We start from the raw sequence: 20,686 nt of genomic DNA on the forward strand, positions 1-20,686 counted from the left end.
TCTTTGAGTTATAAATTTATTTCATTAAAAATCATCTTGATTTTTAACAAAACATTATTGTTTAACAAAATTTAATATACATTAAACATTATTATCTTTGCATAAAATTTTTAATCAAATGGCTCGCAAGAAAAACATCACCAAAGACAACTTAATTTCGTGGTATATGGAATTTGTTTTAGATAACAATCATCAACCAAAATCAGTATATAGTTTTGCTAAAGAAAATAATTTTGAAGAATCTGGCTTTTACCAATTCTATGGTTCTTTTGAAGTATTAGAAGAAGCTATTTTCTCTGAATTTTTTCATCATACCATACAAGTTTTGCAAAAAAGTGATGATTACCAAAACTATGATGCTAGAAATAAATTATTAAGTTTTTATTTTACTTTTTTTGAAATCTTAACAGCAAACAGAAGTTATGTAGTCTATGCTTTAGAGAGTGTAAAAAAAGATCTTAAAAAATTAAAATCTTTACAATCCTTAAGAAGAAACTATACTCAATTTGTAGAGGATTTAAATATTGAAAGAATCGAATTAAAACAAGAAACATTAGAGAAAGTACAGAACACATCTATTAAAGAATCTTCTTGGATGCATCTTTTAATCACAATGAAATTTTGGTTAGATGATGTTTCTCCTTCTTTTGAAAAAACGGATATTTTTATTGAAAAATCAATTAATGCACGTTTTGATTTAATGGATATTAAACCTCTAAAAAGTATTATTGATTTTGGAAAATTTATTTTAAAAGAGAAAGTTAATTTTAACTAAACTGTATATGAAAACGATAGATTCGATTCCTACTTCCAAAATGCAACGTGCCTCTAAACTAGTAACTACTGGTGCAAAAATTGGTATAAACTATTTAAAATATTATGGTGATAAAATCACTAAAACAGAAATTGAAGCCAAAGCGCGTTTAAACGAAAATAATGCTGAAGATATCTATGACGGATTAAAAAAACTAAAAGGAAGTGCATTAAAAGTTGCACAAATGTTAAGTATGGAAAAGAGTATTTTACCACAAGCTTACGTGGAAAAATTTTCGTTATCTCAATTTTCTGTTCCACCACTTTCTCCAGCTTTGGTAACTAAAACTTTTAAAAATTATTTCGGTAAAAATGCGAACGAGATTTACGATAAATTCAACTCAGTTTCTGTAAATGCGGCAAGTATAGGACAAGTTCATAAAGCCGAAAAAGGTGGTAAAAAATTAGCAGTTAAAATTCAATATCCTGGTGTTGCACAAAGTATTGCATCCGATTTAGCTTTGGTAAAACCTATTGCTATTAAAATGTTTAATATTAGAGGAAAAGATTCTGATAAATATTTTAAAGAAGTTGAAAATAAATTGGTTGAAGAAACCAATTACGTTTTAGAAGTTGAACAAAGTCAGGCAATCGTAGAAGCTTGTAGCCATATTCCGAATTTAAAATTTCCAAATTATTACCCAGAGTTATCTTCAGATAGAATCATTACGATGGATTGGATGAATGGCGTGCATTTATCAGAATTTGAATTTGACAATCAAGAAGTTGCAAATCAATTAGGACAAGCACTATGGGATTTTTATATGTTTCAAATCCATAAATTGAAAAAAGTTCACGCAGATCCACATCCAGGAAATTTTTTAATTTCTCCAGAAAACGATTTAATTGTGATTGATTTTGGCTGTATGAAAACCATTCCAGAAGATTTTTATGTACCTTATTTTGAATTGGCTAAAAAAGAGAATCTTTCTAATCCAGCTTATTTTGAAGAAAAGCTATACGAATTAGAAATTTTGAGAAAAGATGATTCTGAAGAAGAATTGGTGTTTTTTAGAGCAATGTTTCACGAAATGCTAAGTCTTTTTACACAACCTTTTCACAAGGAAACTTTTGATTTTTCTGACGAAGTTTTCTTTGGCAAACTCTCTGAATTAGGTGCTAAATATTCTAAAAGTACAGAATTGAAAAATATGAATGGAAACCGAGGTTCAAAACACTTTATTTATATCAATAGAACATTTTTTGGTTTGTATAATTTAATGCACGACTTAAAAGCGAAAGATGTAAAAATTAATAATTTTAAATCTTACTAATGGCTTTTTTCAACTTTAATGACATACAAAGTTTAGAGAAAATTTATAAAATAAACTTGATTAACAGTTGTTCTGGTTTTAAATCTGCAAATCTATTAGGTTCAATTTCTAAAGAAGAAATTCCAAATGTTGCTGTGTTTAGTTCTGTTACACATTTGGGTTCTAACCCACCAACTTTGGGATTTATTTTAAGACCAACAACAGTTCCTAGAAATACTTATAAAAACATAAAAGACACGGGTGTTTTTACCATCAACCATATTTATGAAGATATTATTGATGATGCGCATCATACTTCAGCAAAATATGCTGAAGCTATTTCTGAATTTGATGTAACTAATTTAGAAGAAGAATATAAAGGTAATTTTAAAGCACCATTTGTAAAAAATGCTCCTGTTCAAATGAGTATGAAATTTGTTGAAGAAATCTATGTGCCTTCTAATGATGTAATGCTAATTGTAGCCCAAATTCAAGAATTATACATTAAAGATGAATTGCTTGAAAAAGACGGATTGATAAATCTATCTAAAGGAAATATTGCTACTATAAATGGTTTGGATACCTATGCCATTCCAAAATTCAAAAAGCAACTTTCTTATCAAAGACCAAAAAAAATCAAAATAAGTGTATGAAAATTCTTGTAACAGGTGCAACTGGTTATATTGGTAAACGACTAATTCCGTTATTACTAAATGACGGACATACCATTATTTGCCCTGTTAGAGATAAAAAAAGAGCTGAAAACTACTATAAAGATCAAAAAAAAATCCATTTAATTGAAGCAGATTTTTTAGACAAAGAATCTTTAAAATTGTTACCAACAAAAATAGACGCTGCTTATTATTTGATTCATTCTATGTCTAATTCTGCAAAAGAGTTTCACATTTTAGAAGAAAAGTGTGCTTTTAATTTTAAGCGATTTACAGAAACTACGAATATTAAACAAGTAATTTATTTAAGCGGAATAACCAACGACACTAAGCTCTCAAAACATTTATTGTCAAGAAAAAATGTCGAAATTACCTTAGCATCAGAAAAATATGCCTTAACAACATTTAAGGCAGGAATTATTGTGGGATCTGGTAGTTCATCTTTTGAAATTATTAGAGATTTAGTAGAAAAATTACCTGCAATGATTGCTCCAAAATGGCTAAAAACAAAAACACAACCTTTAGCTATTAGAGATGTTTTATCTTTCTTACACAAATCTCTAGGCAAAAAAGAATTATACAATACCTCTCACGATATTTTTGGGCCAGAAATATTAACCTACAAACAAATGTTATTACAATTTGCAGAAGTTAGAAAACTAAAAAGATGGATTTTAACTGTACCTGTAATGACACCAAAACTATCATCATACTGGCTATATTTTGTAACCTCAACATCTTATAAATTGGCAAGCTCTTTGGTAAATTCTATGGGTGTAGAAGTTATTGGAAATAAAAGTAACATCAATTCAATTTTGGGAGTTACACCAATGACTTACAAAGAAGCTGTAAAATTAGCTTTCAAAAAAATTGAGCAAAATAGTATTATTTCTAGTTGGAAAGATTCTTACATAAGCAGTGGTAAATTAAAGAATTATATACATAAATTCATTAATGTTCCCGAATACGGATGCTTTAAAGATTATAAGAAAAGAACGATAAAAGACGAAGAAAAAGTACTCGACAAAATTTGGGCAATTGGCGGAGAAACAGGTTGGTATTATGGTACATTTCTTTGGAAAATTCGTGGGTTTTTAGATCAATTTTTTGGAGGCGCAGGTTTACGAAGAGGAAGAAGACATCCAACAGAATTAAACGCTGGTGATGCTTTAGATTTTTGGCGTGTAATTTATGCTGATAAAGAAAAAGGAAAACTACTACTCTATGCAGAAATGATTCTACCTGGAGAAGCTTGGTTAGAATTTAAAATTGAACAAAACACGCTTTATCAAACCGCAACATTTAGACCTGTTGGAATTGCGGGCAGACTCTATTGGTATGCTGTAACACCTTTTCATTGGTTTGTTTTTAACGGAATGATTAGCAGAATAGCAAAAAATTGAAAAAGACACACCTACCACAAAAAATATGTTTGGTTTGCAACAAACCTTATACTTGGAGAAAAAAATGGGAGAAAAACTGGGATCACGTTAAATATTGTAGCGAAAAATGCAGAAGAAACAAGAAAAAATTGGCTTAATCTGGTTTAGAAATAATCTAAGAATTAATGACAATACATCTCTTTTTAAAGCAATTAAAAATCATAAAAAGATAATTGCTGTCTTTTTCTTTGATCCTAAACTTTTCGAAAAAGACTCATTTGGCTTTAAAAAAACTGAAAAATTTAGGGCTCAATTCTTATTAGAAACTGTTAAAGAATTACAACGAAACTTAGCAGATATTAACATAACGCTTCTTACCTATTTTGATGCTCCTGAAAATAAAATCATTGAAATTTGCAATACCTATAAAGTAGCATCAATTTACACTCAAAAAGAATGGACAAAAGAAGAAGTTGATACCAATAAACTCATCAAAAACAAACTCTCAAAGAGTATCAATTTTATAGAAGATTTTGATCAGTTTTTGTTTCACCCAAATCAAGTAACAAATAATTTTAATAACATTCCTGATGTATTTACAACATTTAGAAAAAAGATTGAAAAACAGGTTAGCGTATTACCAGAATTGATAAGTCCTAATGCTACTGCTCAAAATCTAATTGAAAACTCAACTACAATTCCAACTTTAAAAGATTTAGGTTTTGATGCCTTCTACTCAAACTCAGCATCAGCTTTCACTTTTGCTGGTGGAGAAAATTCTGCTCTAGAAAGGTTGGATTATTATTTTTTCGAATCTAAAAAAGTAGCTTTTTATAAAAAAACAAGAAACGGATTAATAGGCACTGACTACAGTACAAAATTTTCTCCTTGGTTAGCAAACGGAAGCTTATCACCTAGAACCATTTACTGGAAAATTAAAGAATTTGAAGAAAAATACGGTTCAAATAATTCTACGTATTGGGTAATTTTTGAATTAATCTGGAGAGATTATTTCAAATTTATCTCATTAAAGTATAGTGATAAAATTTTTAAAATTGGCGGCATTTTAGATAGAGATTATCATTGGAATTCAGATTTAGAAATAATACAAAAGTGGATAAATGGAGAAACAAAAGACACTTTTGTAAACGCCAATATGATTGAGCTTAAAGAAACAGGTTGGATGAGCAACAGAGGAAGGCAAAATGTAGCTTCTTATTTTGCCAAAGAATTGTTACAAGACTGGAGGATTGGTGCTGCTTATTTTGAATCTTTATTAATTGATTATGATGTTCATAGCAATTATGGTAATTGGATGTATGTTGCTGGTGTTGGTAATGATCCAAGAGATAGAAAATTCAACACAAAATTACAAGCAGAAAGATATGACAGCAATCATAAATTCAGAAAGTTATGGTTAGAAAAGACACTTTTTTAGATGAAAGAAAAAGAGATTCATATTATTTTTCCGCATCAACTTTTTAAAACTTCTGAGGTTTTAGATAAGGTTGACCATATAATTTTGATTGAAGAATATCTCTTTTTTAATCAATATAAATTTCACAAACAAAAAATTGCTTTTCATAGAGCTACAATGAAAGCTTATGAAGAGTTTTTAATCACAAAAGGTAAAAACGTCAATTATATTAATTCAACTAATGAATTTAGTGACATTAGAAAATTGTTACCTAAATTATCAAAAGATGAAATTTATAAAATACATATCATAGACCCAACAGACAATTGGTTAGAGAAACATCTCCATCAATATAAAAATGACATTGAAATAGTTTGGTATGAAAATCCTCTTTTTATAAATACAAAAAAAGATTTATCATCATTTTTTAAATCCTCAAAAAAGAAATTCTTTCAAACCTCTTTTTACAAAAAAGAACGAAAAGAAAGAGATATTTTAATGGATGGGAAAAATCCTGTTGGAGACAAATGGACATTTGATGATGAAAACAGAAAAAAATATCCGAAAGGAAAAACACCTCCTCCACTTCATTTTCCCGAGAAAACTACATATCATAAAGAAGCAGAAGCCTATGTAAATCATCATTTTGCTAACAATTATGGAAGTTTAAATGACTTTATCATTTATCCCATCAATTTTGAATCTGCAGAAATTTGGTTGAATCAGTTTTTTGAAATCCGTTTTCACGAATTTGGTATTTATGAAGATGCTATTGTTAAAGAAGAACACTTTTTAAATCACAGTTTATTATCACCATTAATAAATGTGGGTTTATTACATCCTTTAGAGATTATTGAAAAGGCTATTGAATTTGCTCATAAAAATGATGTTCCTATCAATTCTACAGAAGGGTTTGTACGTCAAATTTTAGGTTGGCGCGAATTTATTAGAGGTGTTTACGAAGTAAAAGGAACAGAAGAACGCACCAAAAATTTCTGGAAATTCTCAAGAAAAATTCCGAAATCCTTTTATGATGGCACAACTGGAATTCAACCAATTGATGATGTTATCAAAAAAGTTAACAAAACCGCTTATGCACATCATATAGAACGTTTGATGGTTTTAGGGAACTTTATGGTTTTGTGCGAATTTGATCCTAATGAAGTATATCAATGGTTTATGGAACTCTTTATTGATGCTTACGATTGGGTAATGGTGCCTAATGTTTACGGAATGAGTTTGTTCGCTGATGGCGGATTAATGAGTACAAAACCTTACATAAGCAGCAGTAATTACATTATGAAAATGAGTAATTACAAAAAAGGCGATTGGCAAAAAACTTGGGATGGATTATTTTGGACGTTTATGGATAAACATCGTGATTTCTTTTTGAGTAACCCAAGATTAGGAATGTTAATCAGAACTTTTGATAAAATGAATCAAGATAAAAAAGAGATTCATTTTAAAAATGCAAAACTATTTTTTAACCAATTAGATAATGACTGACAGAGAAGAAATAAATGTTGTTTGGTTTAAAAGGGACCTTCGTTTGCAAGACAATGAAGCAATTGCTAACGCTCTTAAATCTAAAAAGAAAACACTTTTTTTATATGTTTTTGAAAACTCTTTGATTGATGACCCTCATTATGATAAACGCCATTGGGATTTTATAAAACAATCGATTACAGACATTCACAATGATTTAGTACAAAACAATACCAAGGTTCTTTGTGTGCAGACAGAAGTAATTACTGCTTTTAATCAGTTACAAAATTACTATAAAATCCATACTGTTTTTTCTCACCAAGAAACAGGTTTATTGATTACTTATAATAGAGATAAAGAATTTGCAAGATACTGTAGAAACAATAATATTCATTGGATTGAAAACAATAACAACGGTGTTTTAAGAGGATTGTTAAACAGAGAAGATTGGTTTGAAAAATGGGATAAATATATGTATTCCCCTCAAATTGAAGTAAATTATTCAAGCGCCAATTTTATCAGTTTAGATCAAATAAAAAATTTAGAAAAGAGTTTTATCATTCCTGATTTAAAAACTGAAGAGTCAAAAAGATTTCAACCAGGAGGTACGAAAATGGCTTGGAAATATGCACTTTCATTTTTTGAAAAAAGACATAAAGAATATATGTTTCATATATCTAAACCCGCTCTTGCGAGAGAAAGCAGTAGTCGATTATCACCATATATTGCTTGGGGAAATGTATCTATTCGTCAGATTTTTCAAAAAGCATTAGCCTACAAAAACGATAGTAATAAAAGACATTTAGGTGCTTTTATATCGCGTTTACGTTGGCAAGCTCACTTTATACAAAAGTTTGAAATGGAGCATACTATGGAAAATTCAAGTGTTAACAAAGGATATCATAAACTCAAAAAAAATATTTCAGAGAAATATCAAAAAGCATGGAAAATAGGAAAAACAGGTTTCCCTTTAGTAGATGCCAGTATGAGATGTTTAATAGAAACAGGATATTTAAATTTTAGAATGCGTTCTCTTTTAGTTTCTTTTTTTACACATATTTTATGGCAACCTTGGCAAGCAAGCTCTCAACATCTATCAAAACTATTCTTAGATTTTGAACCTGGAATTCACTTTCCACAATTGCAAATGCAAGCAGGAGAAACAGGTATTAACAATTTAAGAATTTATAACCCTATTAAAAATAGTTTAGAACACGATGCAGATGCTATCTTTATCAAAAAATGGGTTCCAGAATTGGCAAATCTTCCTCTATCTTTTATTCATGAACCTTATTTATTGACTCCACTTGATCAACAATTTAATAACTTTAAACTTGGTGAAGATTATCCATATCCTATCGTAGAAATAAAATCTGCAAGAAAAAGAGCTAGCGATATTTTATGGAATATGAAAAAAAACGTCAAAGTTGTTAAAGAAAACTATAGAATTCTAAAAAAACACACTATTTCTGACAGAAAACGAATGTTAAAGAACGGCTAATTCTTTGCATTTTAATAATTTATAATATTATGTTAATTTTTGTTTAACAATATTTACAATTCATTAAACATTATTATCTTTGAATAAGAAATGATTTATAATACCACACATAAAAACAAAGAAGCGGAATCTATTTTCAATGATTTATTAGGCAAAGGATATTCATTTTTTCAATCTGTAAAAATAGGTGGTACAGGCTCTAAAAGGATGATAATTGAAGAAGTAAGTGTTGGTTTCCAAAAATATATGAATACAATATCTGACATTAATTATGGAAATATTGAGCTAAGAAAACAGGGCATTATAGTTCATCTAAACAAAGGGTTAAAAACCTTTAGTTGGGCAATTCCGTTTTATCAATTGCATACCTACAAGACAAATGGTTTCAGTATTCACGCTCATGGAAATTTTGTAAGGTTTAAAAACAATAAATTATTAAAAGAAAACAGAAAATTTATTGACAAAATAATTAATTTAAAAATAGAAAACGATAAGCACTATGATTTCTATCCAACTATCAATTAATTCTATTTAAAATGACTTTAGACGGAATAAGAATTGATAGAATTATAGAGATGGCTTGGGAAGACAGAACTACATTTGAAGCTATTGAATTTCAATTTGGTTTAAAAGAACAAGAAGTCATCAATTTGATGAGAAAAGAAATGAAACCTTCGAGTTTCAAAATGTGGAGAAAACGTGTTCAAGGAAGAAAAACAAAACATCAAAAATTAAGGACTTTCGAGAAAGGAAGATTTAAATGTTCAAGACAAAAAACAATATCTAATAACTCTATTGCAAAAAGATAACTAACCGTGCTTTGCTTTTAAGATTAGAGTACTTAAAGACAGCACATTAAAAAGACAAAAGATGATTACAGAAGTAATATTAAAAGAAAAAGAAGTATCTGAAAAACTAAATGGTTTTTCTTATCAAGAAGTTGGTGATGACCACTTATTTACTGGGTTGGAAACTCCAATGAAACAAGATGCTTTTAAACTCTCAGATCAAGAAAAAAAAGATAAAATTGAAAGTCTATTCTCAGAAATAATGGATGTAATGGGTTTAGATTTAACTGATGATTCTTTGCAAGGAACTCCAAAAAGAGTTGCCAAAATGTATATTGATGAAATATTTTCTGGCTTAAATCCTGCCAACAAACCAAAAGTAGCATTGTTTGATAACAAATATCAATACAATCAAATGTTGGTAGAAAAGAATATTACTTTTTATTCAAATTGCGAACATCATTTTGTTCCTATAATTGGTAAAGCACACGTTGCATATATCTCTTCAGGTAAAGTAATTGGGTTATCAAAATTAAACAGAATTGTACAATATTATGCTAAAAGACCTCAGGTGCAAGAAAGATTAACCAATCAAATTGCAGAGGAATTGAAAGCCATTTTAGACACGGAAGATGTTGCTGTTATTATAGACGCAAAACATCTATGTGTATCATCTAGAGGAATAAAAGATGATACTTCATCCACAGTAACCTCTTACTTTGGTGGTAAATTCAACAATCAAGAAAAAATAGCAGAATTACAAAACACTTTAAATTATTAAATTATGGATTTAATTGATAAAGCATTAGAGTTCGAAACGAGAAAAATGAGGTTTCCAACTACAAGTGATCGCATTTTAGCGTCTAGAGAAGCAAAGTCTTTAATTTTAAGTTTGAATGAAATTTACAAACAAAATAAAGATCAAAAGATAATGGATATTATGAAACGTTTAACCGCTATTAAACAAAGAATAGAAAAACGTTTAAAAGGAAAACCATTAACAGCAGCGTAATAAATTCAGTTTTCTCTTGCATTTCTAACTTTTATATTTATATTGCCAAATTAGAAAAAAAGAGAGATTATATAGAATGAATTTATTAGAAAGAGCTGTAGAGTTTGAGAACAGAAAGTTCTCATTTAAAACGACAAGTGACCGTATTTTAGCATCAAGAGAAGTTAAAGCTTTAATATTGGAACTTAACGAAGTTTACAAATTAGAAAAAGATCCAGAAATAATGGACCAAATGAAGCGCTTAACAGCAGTTAAACAAAAAATTGAAAAGCGCTTGAAAGGAAGACCTTAAAGCACTTATGAAAAAAATATTAGTAATTGGAGGAAGCAAAGGAATTGGAAATGCAATTATCAATTCTTTAGTTAATAACAACAAAGTAATAAACATTAGCAGAACTGCGCCTCTGCTTTCCAATACTAATCTTACGCACCATCAGTGTGATATTCTTATTGATGATTTACCTGAAACAGAAGTAATAGACGCTTTAATCTATTGCCCAGGAAGCATCAATCTCAAACCAATTTCAAGACTAAAATTAGAAGATTTCAGAGAGGACTTTGAAATTAATGTCATTGGCGCTGTAAAAGCAATTCAACATTACTTACCTTCTTTAAAAAAAGGTAATAACTCTTCAATTTTATTATTTAGTACAGTTGCTGCAAAGTTAGGAATGCCATTTCACGCAAGTGTAGCCGCTGCCAAATCTGCAGTTGAGGGTTTAACAAAATCATTAGGAGCAGAATTAGCGCCAACCATCAGGGTCAATGCAATTGCGCCAACGGTTACAGACACAGACTTAGCTTCTAAATTATTAAGAAATGAGCGTTTAATTGAAGGCATTAAAGAACGTCATCCTTTAAAAAAGTTTCTAAAACCTAATGAGGTTGCTGATTTAGCTACCTTTTTAATTTCTGATAAAGCAGCATCAATTTCAGGTCAAATTTTTGAATTAGACTGCGGAATTGTAAGTTTTAAAATATAATTTCTATGACAAATATCTATGATATCGAGATAAATAGTCTCCAAAACACTCCTATACAATTATCTGATTTTAAAGGAAAACATATACTTTTTGTAAATGTGGCTTCCAAATGCGGATTTACACCTCAATACAAAGATTTAGAAGAGTTATATAAAACTTATAAAAACAATTTAGTTGTTATCGGAGTTCCTTGTAATCAATTTGGAAAACAAGAACCGGGTAATTCATCAGAAATAGAAGAATTCTGTCAAGTTAATTATGGAGTATCTTTTTTGATTACAGAAAAGGTTGATGTAAAAGGCGTAAATCAACATCCATTATATGCTTGGTTAACACAAAGAAAACTGAATAATAAAAAGAGTTCTTCCGTAAAATGGAATTTTCAAAAATATTTAGTTTCTCCAGAAGGAAAGCTAATTGATTATTATTTTTCAATTACAAAACCATTGAGTTCAAAAATTACAAAACACATAAAATTATAAAATTATGTTTGGATTATTTAAGAAAAAATCAGATTTAGAAAAACATCAAGATTTGTATAAAAAATTGATGGAAGAAGCTTATAAATTACAATCTATTAATAGAAAAGAAAGTGATCAAAAATACCTAGAGGCAGATCTTATTTTGAAAAAAATAGACATTCTAAAAAATGAAAACATAAATGAAGCAGTTTAAATTTACCATACTTTTTCTAATCATTAATTTTGGTGGATTAGCCATTGGAAGTTGGTTGATGAATAATGGCCCACAATCTGACTGGTATACAAATTTAAACCAAGCTCCTTGGACACCTCCAGGTTGGGTATTTGGAGTTGCTTGGACAACAATTATGATTTGTTTTTCTATTTATTTAGGGAAACAATTTTTAGATAGTTCACATATAAAAAAACTAAGTTTCATCTTTATTATAGAATTCATTTTCAATGTAAGTTGGAACTTTATTTTCTTTAATCAACACCAAGTTTTAATTGGATTGATAACCATTGTATTACTAACATCCCTCATATTTCATTATTTCTTTAACTTGAGCAAAAAAGTTGGTAATTATAAATATTTATTATTGCCTTATATGATTTGGTTGTGCATTGCAACTTCTTTAAATCTCTATATATTAGTTCATAATTAAGATGAAAATTTACACTTTACAAAAAAAACAAAACTTACCAATTTCTGTTGAACAAGCTTGGGAGTTTTTATCGAGTCCAAAAAACTTGAAAACAATTACACCAGACTATATGAGTTTTGATATTCTTTCTGGAGCAGAAAAACCAATGTTCCCAGGACAAATAATTCAGTACATTGTTACACCCGTTTTAGGAATAAAAACAAAATGGGTAACAGAAATTACGCATGTTAAAGACAAAGAATATTTTGTTGATGAACAACGTTTTGGACCTTATGCATTATGGCATCATAAACATTTTATCAAAAAAATAGATGGAGGTGTAGAAATGGAAGACATTATAGATTATAAAGTTCCTATGGGTATTTTAGGTCAAATGGTACATCCAATTTTAGTGAAACCAAAATTAGAAGAAATTTTTGCTTACAGACAAAAAAAATTGATTGAACTTTTTGGAGATTATAAATAAAATGTCAGAAAAGATTACTATTTTTTGGTTTCGAAGAGATTTAAGGTTAGAAGACAATTGCGGACTATTTCACGCATTAAATTCAGAACATAAAGTGTTACCTATTTTCATTTTAGATGAAGATATCTTAAATAAACTACCAAAAGATGATGCTAGAGTTACATTTATCCATCAAGAATTAAACTATATTAATCAACAGTTATTAAAAGTTGGGAGTAGTTTATCCGTTTTTTACGGAAAACCAATTGATATTTACAAAAAACTAACACAAGAATTCTCTGTTGAATCGGTATTTACGAATCACGATTACGAACCTTACGCCATCAAAAGAGATTTAGAGATTAAAGAATTTTTAAAATCAAAAAACGTCAACTTTAAAACTTTTAAGGACCAAGTTATTTTTGAAAGAAACGAGATTGTAAAACAAGATGGTACACCTTATAAAGTATACACACCCTACTCAAAAAAATGGCTAGAAGCTTTTCAATTTAAAGGAATTCAATTTTATCCATCAGAAAATCATTTGGATAATTTTATCAAAAATAAAAATCATCAATTCTTATCTTTAAGAGATATTGGTTTTATAAAATCTCCTATAAAAGTATCATCTTACACAGTTTCTCTACAGTTGATTGATATCTATGAAGAAACCAGAAATTTTCCTGCAAAAGATGCTACTTCAAAATTAGGAACTCACTTACGTTTTGGTACAGTCAGTATTCGTAAAATAGTTGACAAAGCATCAAAAAGCAATAATATTACTTTCTTAAAAGAATTAATTTGGAGAGAATTTTTTATGCAAATTTTATGGCATTTCCCGCACACTCCTAAAGATAGTTTTAAACCTAAATATGATAGAATTGTTTGGAGAAACAACGAAGAAGAATTCAAAGCTTGGTGCCAAGGAAAAACTGGTTACCCTTTAGTTGATGCGGGTATGCGTGAATTAAACAAAACTGGATTTATGCATAATAGAGTTAGAATGTTGGTTGGTAGTTTTTTATGCAAACATTTATTGATAGATTGGAGATGGGGAGAGGCTTATTTTGCAGAAAAATTACACGATTATGAAATGGCAAGCAATGTTGGAAATTGGCAATGGGTTGCCGGTTCTGGTGTTGATGCTTCTCCATATTTCAGAATCTTTAATCCAACAACTCAAATCAAAAAATTTGATAAAGATCTAAAATACATCAAAAAATGGGTGCCAGAATTTCAAGAACTTACTTATCCAAAAAAAATTGTAGAGCATAAATTTGCCAGAGAACGTTGCCTGCAAGTTTATAAAGAAGCTTTATCTTAAATTCTCACATTTCTAAAGTATTAAGAAGGCAACAAAATTGAAGAAGTTTACGTTTTTAAAGTACAAGGTGGTAAAATTACGAATGAGCGATTTTTCTATACAATTTAACACTATTTATTATTCTTGATAAAAACTTCAACTTATGTTGGAGTTTTTTTTATAAAAAAGTGAAATTTGTTTTGGTCATTTTTGGATTTTATATTTTATTTGCCAACTCTTAATTAAAGCCGATGTAGCTCAGCTGGCTAGAGCAGCTGATTTGTAATCAGCAGGTCGTGGGTTCGAGTCCCTCCATCGGCTCAAAAATTTTTAAAAAAGTTTCAAAAGTATTTTTTTTGAAACTTTCCTTTTTATATTTTAGAATTCTTATTCGGGATGTAGCTTAGTCCGGTTAAAGTGCTGGTCTGGGGGACCAGAGATCGGAGGTTCGAATCCTCTCATCCCGACTATTTCCTACAAAATTTATATTTTTTAAAAGTAATTTAAAATTATTATATTGCTTTAAAACACTATTGGTTATTGATTATATTTAATCATTACTAAAACTAACACTTTATGAAACTAAAAGTAGGATTATTAGGTGCAGGATCTTGGGGAACTACTGTTGCTTGTTTGACGGCAAAAAATTGCGACACAACAATTTGGGCAAGAGACATAAATACTGTAAAAGAAATTAATCAAAACAATACCAATGAAAAATATTTACCCAATGCAATACTTCACAAAGGATTAAAAGCATCACATTCTATAAAAGATACAGTAAAAAATGCTGATGTTATTGTTATGGGTATTCCCTCTCAAAGTTTTAGAAAAGTTTTAGAAGAAGCTAAGCCTCATATTAGACCTTGGGTTCCAATAATTAGTTTAGCAAAAGGATTAGAAATAAGCACAAAAATGCGAATGTCTGAAATTGTAGAAGAAGTAATGCCAGGTCATCCAGCTGGAGTACTTACTGGTCCTAATTTAGCTAAAGAAATTCATTTTGGTAAAGCAGCAGCTGCAGTTATAGCAATGGCTGACAAGTCTATAGCTAAGAAACTACAGACTGTTTTTAATTCAGGATTATTTAGAGTATATACAAACTCAGATATTATTGGATGTGAATTAGGGGGTGCTTTAAAAAACATAATGGCCATTGCATCTGGAATGAGTGATGGCGCAAACGCAGGCGAAAATACGCGTTCTGCACTTATAACAAGAGGTTTATCTGAACTTACCAGATTAGGAACTGCGATGGGTGGAAAACAAAGAACTTTTGCAGGGCTAGCAGGAATGGGCGATTTAATTGTTACGTGCTCAAGTACTAAAAGTAGAAACCATCATGTAGGATTTGAACTCGGGAGAGGAAAAAAGTTAGACCAAATTATTAATGAGATGAATGAAGTTGCAGAAGGTGTAAAAACAGCAAAAGTAGTTATGGAACTTGCGAAAGATTATAACGTTGATATGCCCATTTCAAATGAAGTTTACAAAGTGCTATACGAAGATAATACCGTTTTTGAGGCATTTAGAGGTTTATTAACTCACGAAGTTGGCTCTGAAAAAGAACCAGGTTAATGTGTAATTTTTGCAGATATTATAATATATTTACACTTAAAGTTTAGAATAGTAAAATTTTTATTTTGTATGTTAATTATTGGAATAGCTGGTGGGACTGGAAGTGGAAAAACCACCGTAGTAAACCAAATTATTAAGCACTTACCTTCTGATGAAGTTTGTGTTATATCACAAGATTCTTACTATAAAGCAACAGATAATTTATCATATGAAGAAAGAACAAAAATAAATTTTGATCATCCAAGAGCTATCGATTTTGATTTAATTGTAAAGCATCTAAAAAAATTAAAATCTGGAAAAACTATTGAACAACCTGTTTATTCTTTTGTAACACATAACAGAACTAAAGATATCGTTAAAACACACCCTAGAAAAGTTGTAATTGTAGAAGGAATTTTAATTTTTAACAGTGAAGAATTAAGAAATCTATTTGATATAAAAATATTTGTCCATGCAGATACAGATGAACGTTTGATTAGAAGAGTTAAAAGAGATATTTCTGAGAGAGGAAGAGATATTGATGAAGTATTAAATCGATATCAAGACACCTTAAAACCTATGCATCAACAATTTATTGAGCCAACTAAGAATTTTGCTGATATCATAATTCCAAATGACAGATATAACACAGTTGCGATTGACATTGTAAGAACTGTAATTAACGAACGATTACAAATAAATGACATTTAACAAGTTTAAAAACAATAAAATTTTAAAAATTGTAACTAATATCTATATTATCATTTTAGTTCCCTATATTATTTGGATGTTTTTTTTTGATGAAAACTCTTATTTAGTTCATAGAAAATTTGATAAAGAAATTAAAGATTTAGAAAGCACAATTTCTTTTTATGAAAATAAAATTGCCGAAGATAAAGCCACTATAAAAAAGCTTAAAGATTCTTTACAACTAGAACGATTTGCTAGAGAGAAATATCTAATGAAAAAAGAGAATGAAGATATTTATATTATTGAATTTGATACTATAAAAAACAATGAGTAAGTCTTTATTTGATGAATTTACAAAAACTTCTTCAGCTGCTTGGAAACAGAAAATTCAAGTAGATTTAAAAGGTGCTGATTATAATGACACGCTTTTATGGAAAACAAATGAAGGTATTATTGTAAAACCTTTTTATACGATAGAAGACAGAACTCATCATCAAATAAAAACTTCTGAAAAAGGGTTTAATATTTGTCAATCCATATTTGTAGATGATGAAAAAATTGCAAATTCATTAGCTTTAAATGCACTTAATAAAGGAGCTAATTCAATTCTTTTTAATGCTAACAAAACTTTTAATTATGTTACTTTACTAAAAAACATCGATTGCAGATCTACAATTCTTTACTTTAATTTTTCTTTTTTAAATGATGATTTTCAAATTGAAGTGTCTAAATATTTTAATTCAGAAAACATTTATTTTCAAACTGATATCATAGGTAATTTAGCTGAAACTGGAAATTGGTTTAAAAATTTAAAAAGCGATCATAAAAAACTTGAAAACATAGTTAAACAAACTAATAATTGTATTTCTGTTTCTCTGGATTTATATCAAAATTCCGGAGCAAATATTACACAACAATTAGCATATACATTAGCACATGCTAACGAATACTTAAATTATTTTGGAGGTGATGTGTCTAAAAAAATCTACTTCATCTTTTCTGTTGCAGGCAATTACTTCTTTGAAATTGCTAAAATTAGAGCATTTAGATCTTTATGGTCTTCATTATTAGAAGAATATAAAATAAAAAATCAACAAGCACATATTTTTACCAAACCTAGTTTAAGAAACAAAACATTATATGATTATAATGTTAATATGCTCAGAACAACAACAGAATGTATGAGTGCCATTTTAGGAAGTTCAAATACAATTTCTAACGTTTCTTATGATGCTATTTATCATAAATCAAATGAATTTGGAGAACGAATTGCTAGAAATCAATTGTTAATATTGCAACAAGAAACAGGTTTTAATAATCCTCAAAAATATGCAGAAGGCTCATATTATATTGAATCTATAACACAACAATTGACAGAAAAATCTTTAGATATATTTAAATCGATTGAAAAAGGAGGTGGTTTTTTAAAACAGTTAAAATCAGGAATCATACAAAAGAAAATTAAAGAAAATGATGCCAAAGAAAAAGAAGATTTAATTCATAAAGAAATGATTTTATTAGGAACAAATTTTCATCTGAATAAAGATGATGAAATGCATCAAAATTTAGAGTTGTACCCTTTTTTAAAACAGAGAAATATAAAAACGTTAATCACCCCAATAATGCGTAATCGTATTTCAGAATTTATTGAGAGAGAAAGACTGAAAGCAGAAAACGTATAACAATTAACATCTATGACAAAAAACAAAGAAATAGCACTATTGCAAAAAAATCAAAAAGCCCTTAAAAAAGAGATTATTGAGATTAAAAAAAAGCTACCAACCTATATCATAGGGGCAATTCTATTTACATTTGTTGGTCTATTTTTTTTAGAAAATAATTTTTACGATTTTTTTGGAAATGGAGTTGATATTATTTTATATGGCGTTATATTATCTGCAACTATTTGTCTTATATTGGTTTATGTTACATATCTCAAAATAAATAAAAAGAAGAAAGAATCTAAAGCTATTGGTACAAAAGTTTACAACATCATGAAATTGGCTGATGACTCTAAAAATGGGTAGAAAAAATGTTCAACATATAAAAGTAAGAAACAAAACTAAAGCTAAAAAACACTTTGAGCATGAAGGGTTTGTAGCTGGAATTGCTCCAAATTTACGTGGACCTTACTCAACAATGTATGTTAGTAGACCATGGACCATAAGACAATATGCTGGTTTTTCTACAGCAGAAGAAAGCAATGCATTTTACAGGAGAAATTTAAAAGCAGGTCAAAAAGGTTTATCAGTTGCTTTTGACTTAGCTACACATAGAGGTTACGATTCCGATCATAAACGCGTAGAAGGTGACGTTGGTAAAGCTGGTGTAGCAATTGATTCTGTAGAAGACATGAAGGTTTTGTTCAATCAAATCCCTTTGGATAAAATGTCTGTTTCTATGACAATGAATGGAGCAGTTTTACCCATTTTAGCTTTTTATATAGTTGCTGCAGAAGAACAAGGAGTTCCTACAGAGCTCTTAACTGGTACTATTCAGAATGATATTTTAAAGGAGTTTATGGTAAGGAATACCTACATCTACCCTCCTTCACCATCAATGAAAATTATTGCTGATATTTTTGAATACACAAGTAAAAATATGCCAAAATTTAATTCGATTTCTATTTCTGGATATCACATGCAAGAAGCTGGAGCTACAGCAGAAATTGAATTAGCCTACACTTTAGCAAATGGGTTAGAATACATCAAAAAAGGATTAGAAACTGGGATGAATATTGATGCTTTTGCTCCTAGATTATCTTTCTTTTGGGCAATTGGAATGGATCACTTTACAGAGGTTGCAAAATTAAGAGCAGCAAGAATGTTATGGGCAAAAATTGTAAAACAATTTAACCCTAAAAATCCTAAATCTTTAGCCTTAAGAACACATTGTCAAACTAGTGGTTGGTCTTTAACTGAACAAGATCCTTTTAATAATGTAGCCAGAACTACAATAGAAGCAATGGCCGCAGTTTTTGGAGGAACACAAAGCCTTCACACAAATGCATTGGATGAAGCAATAGCTTTACCTACAGATTTTTCTGCAAGAATTGCAAGAAATACACAAATCTATTTACAACAAGAAACACATATTACAAAAACAGTAGATCCTTGGGCTGGAAGTTATCTTGTAGAAAAATTAACTGAAGAAATTGCTTGTAAAGCCTGGGGGTTAATTGAAGAAGTTGAAGAATTAGGTGGAATGACTAAAGCCATAGAGAAAGGAATTCCAAAATTACGAATTGAAGAAGCCGCAGCAAAAAAACAAGCTAAAATTGATAGTGGACAGGATGTAATTGTTGGCGTAAATCAATATCGATTAAAACAAGAAGATCCTTTACATATTTTGGAAGTTGATAATGAAGCTGTAAGAAAATCTCAAATTGAAAGGTTAAATCAACTAAAAGCTAATCGAAAAACTGAAAAAGTAAAAAAATCATTAATCAACTTAACAAATGCCGCTAAAAACAGAGAAGGAAATTTATTAGATTTAGCTGTAAAAGCAGCTAAAAATAGAGCAACTTTAGGTGAAATTTCTGATGCTCTAGAAGAAATATTTGGGAGACATAAAGCGGTAACTAAAACTATTTCTGGTGTGTATAGTAGAGAAATCAAGGAAGACAAGCTATTTAAAAAAGCTAGTAAACTAGCTAATAAATTTGCAGCATTAGAAGGAAGACGCCCTCGTATTATGATAGCTAAATTAGGTCAAGATGGTCATGACCGAGGTGCTAAAGTAGTTGCTACTGGTTATGCAGATTTAGGTTTTGATGTAGATATTGGTCCGTTATTTCAAACACCTGAAGAAGCCAGCAAGCAAGCAGTCGAAAATGATGTGCATATTTTAGGTATTTCCTCTTTAGCTGCTGGACACAAAACACTAGTACCCCAAGTAATTTCTGAACTTAAAAAACACGAAAGAGAAGATATCATGGTCATTGTAGGCGGTGTAATTCCTGCTCAAGACTATCAATTTTTATTTGATGCTGGTGCAGTTGGTGTTTTTGGGCCAGGCACCAAAATTGCGCAAGCAGCTATTGATTTGTTAACCATTTTAATAGATAGTGTTGTTGATTAGTTTTGTTTTACTACAAATATCATTCAATTAGTTAGCCATTGATTTACACTAAAAAATAAACACTATTGTGTCGATATAAAAACTAATTTTTAAAATCAGTAATATTTTTATTCAATTTCTAGTAATTCAATAAAAATTTACAATCATCATCATCATTTTATTATTTTGAATAATAGTTTT

25 protein-coding genes and 2 tRNA genes are annotated in these 20,686 nt (G+C 29.3%); all 27 read left to right on the forward strand.

The genetic code is table 11. The annotated features are described in order from the left end of the window. Positions 1-118 precede the first annotated feature (118 nt). The 27 genes from DIS07_RS08860 to scpA all read left to right on the forward strand — a co-directional run bounded on the left by DIS07_RS08860 (position 119) and on the right by scpA (position 20,506). Positions 119-775 carry a TetR family transcriptional regulator C-terminal domain-containing protein gene (locus DIS07_RS08860; protein WP_109404879.1) on the forward strand — a complete coding sequence of 219 codons (657 nt, stop codon included), beginning with the start codon at positions 119-121 and terminating at the stop codon, positions 773-775. A 7-nt stretch (positions 776-782) separates the two neighbouring features. After that, entirely contained in the window at positions 783-2,087 is a 1,305-nt protein-coding gene (locus DIS07_RS08865) for an ABC1 kinase family protein (protein WP_109404880.1), read from the forward strand. After that, a complete protein-coding gene (locus DIS07_RS08870) occupies positions 2,087-2,719 on the forward strand; it encodes a flavin reductase family protein (RefSeq protein ID WP_109404881.1) in 633 nt (210 codons plus the stop codon). Before DIS07_RS08865 ends, DIS07_RS08870 begins: the two co-directional genes overlap by 1 nt. Continuing rightward, a complete protein-coding gene (locus DIS07_RS08875) occupies positions 2,716-4,140 on the forward strand; it encodes an SDR family oxidoreductase (protein ID WP_109404882.1) in 1,425 nt (474 codons plus the stop codon). Before DIS07_RS08870 ends, DIS07_RS08875 begins: the two co-directional genes overlap by 4 nt. Further along, on the forward strand, positions 4,137-4,277 hold the full coding sequence (locus DIS07_RS08880) for a DUF2256 domain-containing protein (protein ID WP_109404883.1): 141 nt from the start codon (positions 4,137-4,139) through the stop codon (positions 4,275-4,277). Before DIS07_RS08875 ends, DIS07_RS08880 begins: the two co-directional genes overlap by 4 nt. Continuing rightward, positions 4,247-5,557 carry a DASH family cryptochrome gene (locus DIS07_RS08885; protein WP_109404884.1) on the forward strand — a complete coding sequence of 437 codons (1,311 nt, stop codon included), beginning with the start codon at positions 4,247-4,249 and terminating at the stop codon, positions 5,555-5,557. The genes DIS07_RS08880 and DIS07_RS08885 overlap by 31 nt, the downstream gene beginning before the upstream one ends. Next, positions 5,558-7,042 (forward strand): cryptochrome/photolyase family protein, encoded by a 1,485-nt coding sequence (locus DIS07_RS08890; RefSeq protein WP_109404885.1) that lies wholly within the window; start codon positions 5,558-5,560, stop codon positions 7,040-7,042. It begins immediately after the preceding gene. Beyond that, entirely contained in the window at positions 7,035-8,522 is a 1,488-nt protein-coding gene (locus DIS07_RS08895) for a cryptochrome/deoxyribodipyrimidine photo-lyase family protein (RefSeq protein WP_181374573.1), read from the forward strand. The genes DIS07_RS08890 and DIS07_RS08895 overlap by 8 nt, the downstream gene beginning before the upstream one ends. A 90-nt stretch (positions 8,523-8,612) precedes the next feature. Beyond that, the gene (locus DIS07_RS08900; protein ID WP_109404887.1) at positions 8,613-9,047 is read left to right on the forward strand and encodes a hypothetical protein; all 435 of its coding nucleotides are present in this window, start codon (positions 8,613-8,615) and stop codon (positions 9,045-9,047) included. 11 nt (positions 9,048-9,058) lie between these two features. Next, the gene (locus DIS07_RS08905) at positions 9,059-9,331 is read left to right on the forward strand and encodes a TIGR03643 family protein (RefSeq protein WP_109404888.1); all 273 of its coding nucleotides are present in this window, start codon (positions 9,059-9,061) and stop codon (positions 9,329-9,331) included. 61 nt (positions 9,332-9,392) lie between these two features. Continuing rightward, positions 9,393-10,091, forward strand: a complete 699-nt coding sequence (gene folE, locus DIS07_RS08910) for a GTP cyclohydrolase I FolE (protein WP_109404889.1) — start codon at positions 9,393-9,395, stop codon at positions 10,089-10,091. 3 nt (positions 10,092-10,094) lie between these two features. After that, positions 10,095-10,322, forward strand: coding sequence for a hypothetical protein (locus DIS07_RS08915; RefSeq protein ID WP_109404890.1), 228 nt, complete (start codon positions 10,095-10,097; stop codon positions 10,320-10,322). A gap of 76 nt (positions 10,323-10,398) precedes the next feature. Further along, the gene (locus tag DIS07_RS08920) at positions 10,399-10,614 is read left to right on the forward strand and encodes a hypothetical protein (protein WP_109404891.1); all 216 of its coding nucleotides are present in this window, start codon (positions 10,399-10,401) and stop codon (positions 10,612-10,614) included. A gap of 7 nt (positions 10,615-10,621) precedes the next feature. Further along, positions 10,622-11,305, forward strand: coding sequence for an SDR family NAD(P)-dependent oxidoreductase (locus DIS07_RS08925; protein ID WP_109404892.1), 684 nt, complete (start codon positions 10,622-10,624; stop codon positions 11,303-11,305). A gap of 5 nt (positions 11,306-11,310) precedes the next feature. Continuing rightward, on the forward strand, positions 11,311-11,787 hold the full coding sequence (locus tag DIS07_RS08930) for a glutathione peroxidase (protein ID WP_109404893.1): 477 nt from the start codon (positions 11,311-11,313) through the stop codon (positions 11,785-11,787). Between the two features lie 4 nt (positions 11,788-11,791). Continuing rightward, entirely contained in the window at positions 11,792-11,980 is a 189-nt protein-coding gene (locus tag DIS07_RS08935; RefSeq protein WP_109404894.1) for a Lacal_2735 family protein, read from the forward strand. Further along, on the forward strand, positions 11,967-12,431 hold the full coding sequence (locus DIS07_RS08940; protein WP_109404895.1) for a TspO/MBR family protein: 465 nt from the start codon (positions 11,967-11,969) through the stop codon (positions 12,429-12,431). Before DIS07_RS08935 ends, DIS07_RS08940 begins: the two co-directional genes overlap by 14 nt. A gap of 1 nt (position 12,432) precedes the next feature. After that, entirely contained in the window at positions 12,433-12,897 is a 465-nt protein-coding gene (locus tag DIS07_RS08945; RefSeq protein WP_109404896.1) for an SRPBCC family protein, read from the forward strand. A 1-nt stretch (position 12,898) separates the two neighbouring features. Continuing rightward, positions 12,899-14,200: a cryptochrome/photolyase family protein gene (locus DIS07_RS08950; RefSeq protein WP_109405062.1), complete on the forward strand. Its 1,302-nt coding sequence runs from the start codon at positions 12,899-12,901 to the stop codon at positions 14,198-14,200. A 226-nt stretch (positions 14,201-14,426) separates the two neighbouring features. Continuing rightward, a tRNA-Thr gene (locus DIS07_RS08955) sits at positions 14,427-14,500 on the forward strand. A gap of 71 nt (positions 14,501-14,571) precedes the next feature. Beyond that, positions 14,572-14,646 (forward strand) — tRNA-Pro (locus DIS07_RS08960). Between the two features lie 109 nt (positions 14,647-14,755). Then, positions 14,756-15,757: an NAD(P)H-dependent glycerol-3-phosphate dehydrogenase gene (locus DIS07_RS08965; protein ID WP_109404897.1), complete on the forward strand. Its 1,002-nt coding sequence runs from the start codon at positions 14,756-14,758 to the stop codon at positions 15,755-15,757. A gap of 69 nt (positions 15,758-15,826) precedes the next feature. Continuing rightward, on the forward strand, positions 15,827-16,447 hold the full coding sequence (gene udk / locus DIS07_RS08970; RefSeq protein ID WP_109404898.1) for a uridine kinase: 621 nt from the start codon (positions 15,827-15,829) through the stop codon (positions 16,445-16,447). Further along, complete coding sequence (locus DIS07_RS08975) at positions 16,437-16,760, forward strand: FtsB family cell division protein (RefSeq protein ID WP_109404899.1); 324 nt, start codon at positions 16,437-16,439, stop codon at positions 16,758-16,760. The genes udk and DIS07_RS08975 overlap by 11 nt, the downstream gene beginning before the upstream one ends. Further along, a complete protein-coding gene (locus tag DIS07_RS08980; protein WP_109404900.1) occupies positions 16,753-18,108 on the forward strand; it encodes a methylmalonyl-CoA mutase subunit beta in 1,356 nt (451 codons plus the stop codon). The genes DIS07_RS08975 and DIS07_RS08980 overlap by 8 nt, the downstream gene beginning before the upstream one ends. A gap of 12 nt (positions 18,109-18,120) precedes the next feature. Continuing rightward, the gene (locus DIS07_RS08985) at positions 18,121-18,453 is read left to right on the forward strand and encodes a hypothetical protein (protein ID WP_109404901.1); all 333 of its coding nucleotides are present in this window, start codon (positions 18,121-18,123) and stop codon (positions 18,451-18,453) included. Next, positions 18,446-20,506, forward strand: a complete 2,061-nt coding sequence (gene scpA, locus DIS07_RS08990) for a methylmalonyl-CoA mutase (protein ID WP_109405063.1) — start codon at positions 18,446-18,448, stop codon at positions 20,504-20,506. Before DIS07_RS08985 ends, scpA begins: the two co-directional genes overlap by 8 nt. The last annotated feature ends 180 nt before the right edge of the window (positions 20,507-20,686 follow it).

It is taken from the genome of Polaribacter aquimarinus, from assembly GCF_003129485.1.
Classification (GTDB): Bacteria; Bacteroidota; Bacteroidia; order Flavobacteriales; family Flavobacteriaceae; genus Polaribacter; species Polaribacter aquimarinus.

Bases quoted from the DNA above. Each gene is read 5' to 3' on its own strand.
- DIS07_RS08975 (WP_109404899.1), top strand. From the start codon at position 16,437: ATGACATTTAACAAGTTTAAAAACAATAAAATTTTAAAAATTGTAACT.
- DIS07_RS08890 (WP_109404885.1), top strand. From the start codon at position 5,558: ATGAAAGAAAAAGAGATTCATATTATTTTTCCGCATCAACTTTTTAAA.
- DIS07_RS08915 (WP_109404890.1), top strand. From the start codon at position 10,095: ATGGATTTAATTGATAAAGCATTAGAGTTCGAAACGAGAAAAATGAGG.
- DIS07_RS08905 (WP_109404888.1), top strand. From the start codon at position 9,059: ATGACTTTAGACGGAATAAGAATTGATAGAATTATAGAGATGGCTTGG.
- DIS07_RS08875 (WP_109404882.1), top strand. From the start codon at position 2,716: ATGAAAATTCTTGTAACAGGTGCAACTGGTTATATTGGTAAACGACTA.
- DIS07_RS08980 (WP_109404900.1), top strand. From the start codon at position 16,753: ATGAGTAAGTCTTTATTTGATGAATTTACAAAAACTTCTTCAGCTGCT.
- DIS07_RS08945 (WP_109404896.1), top strand. From the start codon at position 12,433: ATGAAAATTTACACTTTACAAAAAAAACAAAACTTACCAATTTCTGTT.
- folE (WP_109404889.1), top strand. From the start codon at position 9,393: ATGATTACAGAAGTAATATTAAAAGAAAAAGAAGTATCTGAAAAACTA.
- DIS07_RS08985 (WP_109404901.1), top strand. From the start codon at position 18,121: ATGACAAAAAACAAAGAAATAGCACTATTGCAAAAAAATCAAAAAGCC.
- DIS07_RS08865 (WP_109404880.1), top strand. From the start codon at position 783: ATGAAAACGATAGATTCGATTCCTACTTCCAAAATGCAACGTGCCTCT.
- udk (WP_109404898.1), top strand. From the start codon at position 15,827: ATGTTAATTATTGGAATAGCTGGTGGGACTGGAAGTGGAAAAACCACC.
- DIS07_RS08920 (WP_109404891.1), top strand. From the start codon at position 10,399: ATGAATTTATTAGAAAGAGCTGTAGAGTTTGAGAACAGAAAGTTCTCA.
- DIS07_RS08870 (WP_109404881.1), top strand. From the start codon at position 2,087: ATGGCTTTTTTCAACTTTAATGACATACAAAGTTTAGAGAAAATTTAT.
- DIS07_RS08940 (WP_109404895.1), top strand. From the start codon at position 11,967: ATGAAGCAGTTTAAATTTACCATACTTTTTCTAATCATTAATTTTGGT.
- DIS07_RS08925 (WP_109404892.1), top strand. From the start codon at position 10,622: ATGAAAAAAATATTAGTAATTGGAGGAAGCAAAGGAATTGGAAATGCA.
- DIS07_RS08885 (WP_109404884.1), top strand. From the start codon at position 4,247: ATGCAGAAGAAACAAGAAAAAATTGGCTTAATCTGGTTTAGAAATAAT.
- DIS07_RS08950 (WP_109405062.1), top strand. From the start codon at position 12,899: ATGTCAGAAAAGATTACTATTTTTTGGTTTCGAAGAGATTTAAGGTTA.
- DIS07_RS08860 (WP_109404879.1), top strand. From the start codon at position 119: ATGGCTCGCAAGAAAAACATCACCAAAGACAACTTAATTTCGTGGTAT.
- DIS07_RS08895 (WP_181374573.1), top strand. From the start codon at position 7,035: ATGACTGACAGAGAAGAAATAAATGTTGTTTGGTTTAAAAGGGACCTT.
- scpA (WP_109405063.1), top strand. From the start codon at position 18,446: ATGGGTAGAAAAAATGTTCAACATATAAAAGTAAGAAACAAAACTAAA.
- DIS07_RS08930 (WP_109404893.1), top strand. From the start codon at position 11,311: ATGACAAATATCTATGATATCGAGATAAATAGTCTCCAAAACACTCCT.
- DIS07_RS08935 (WP_109404894.1), top strand. From the start codon at position 11,792: ATGTTTGGATTATTTAAGAAAAAATCAGATTTAGAAAAACATCAAGAT.
- DIS07_RS08900 (WP_109404887.1), top strand. From the start codon at position 8,613: ATGATTTATAATACCACACATAAAAACAAAGAAGCGGAATCTATTTTC.
- DIS07_RS08965 (WP_109404897.1), top strand. From the start codon at position 14,756: ATGAAACTAAAAGTAGGATTATTAGGTGCAGGATCTTGGGGAACTACT.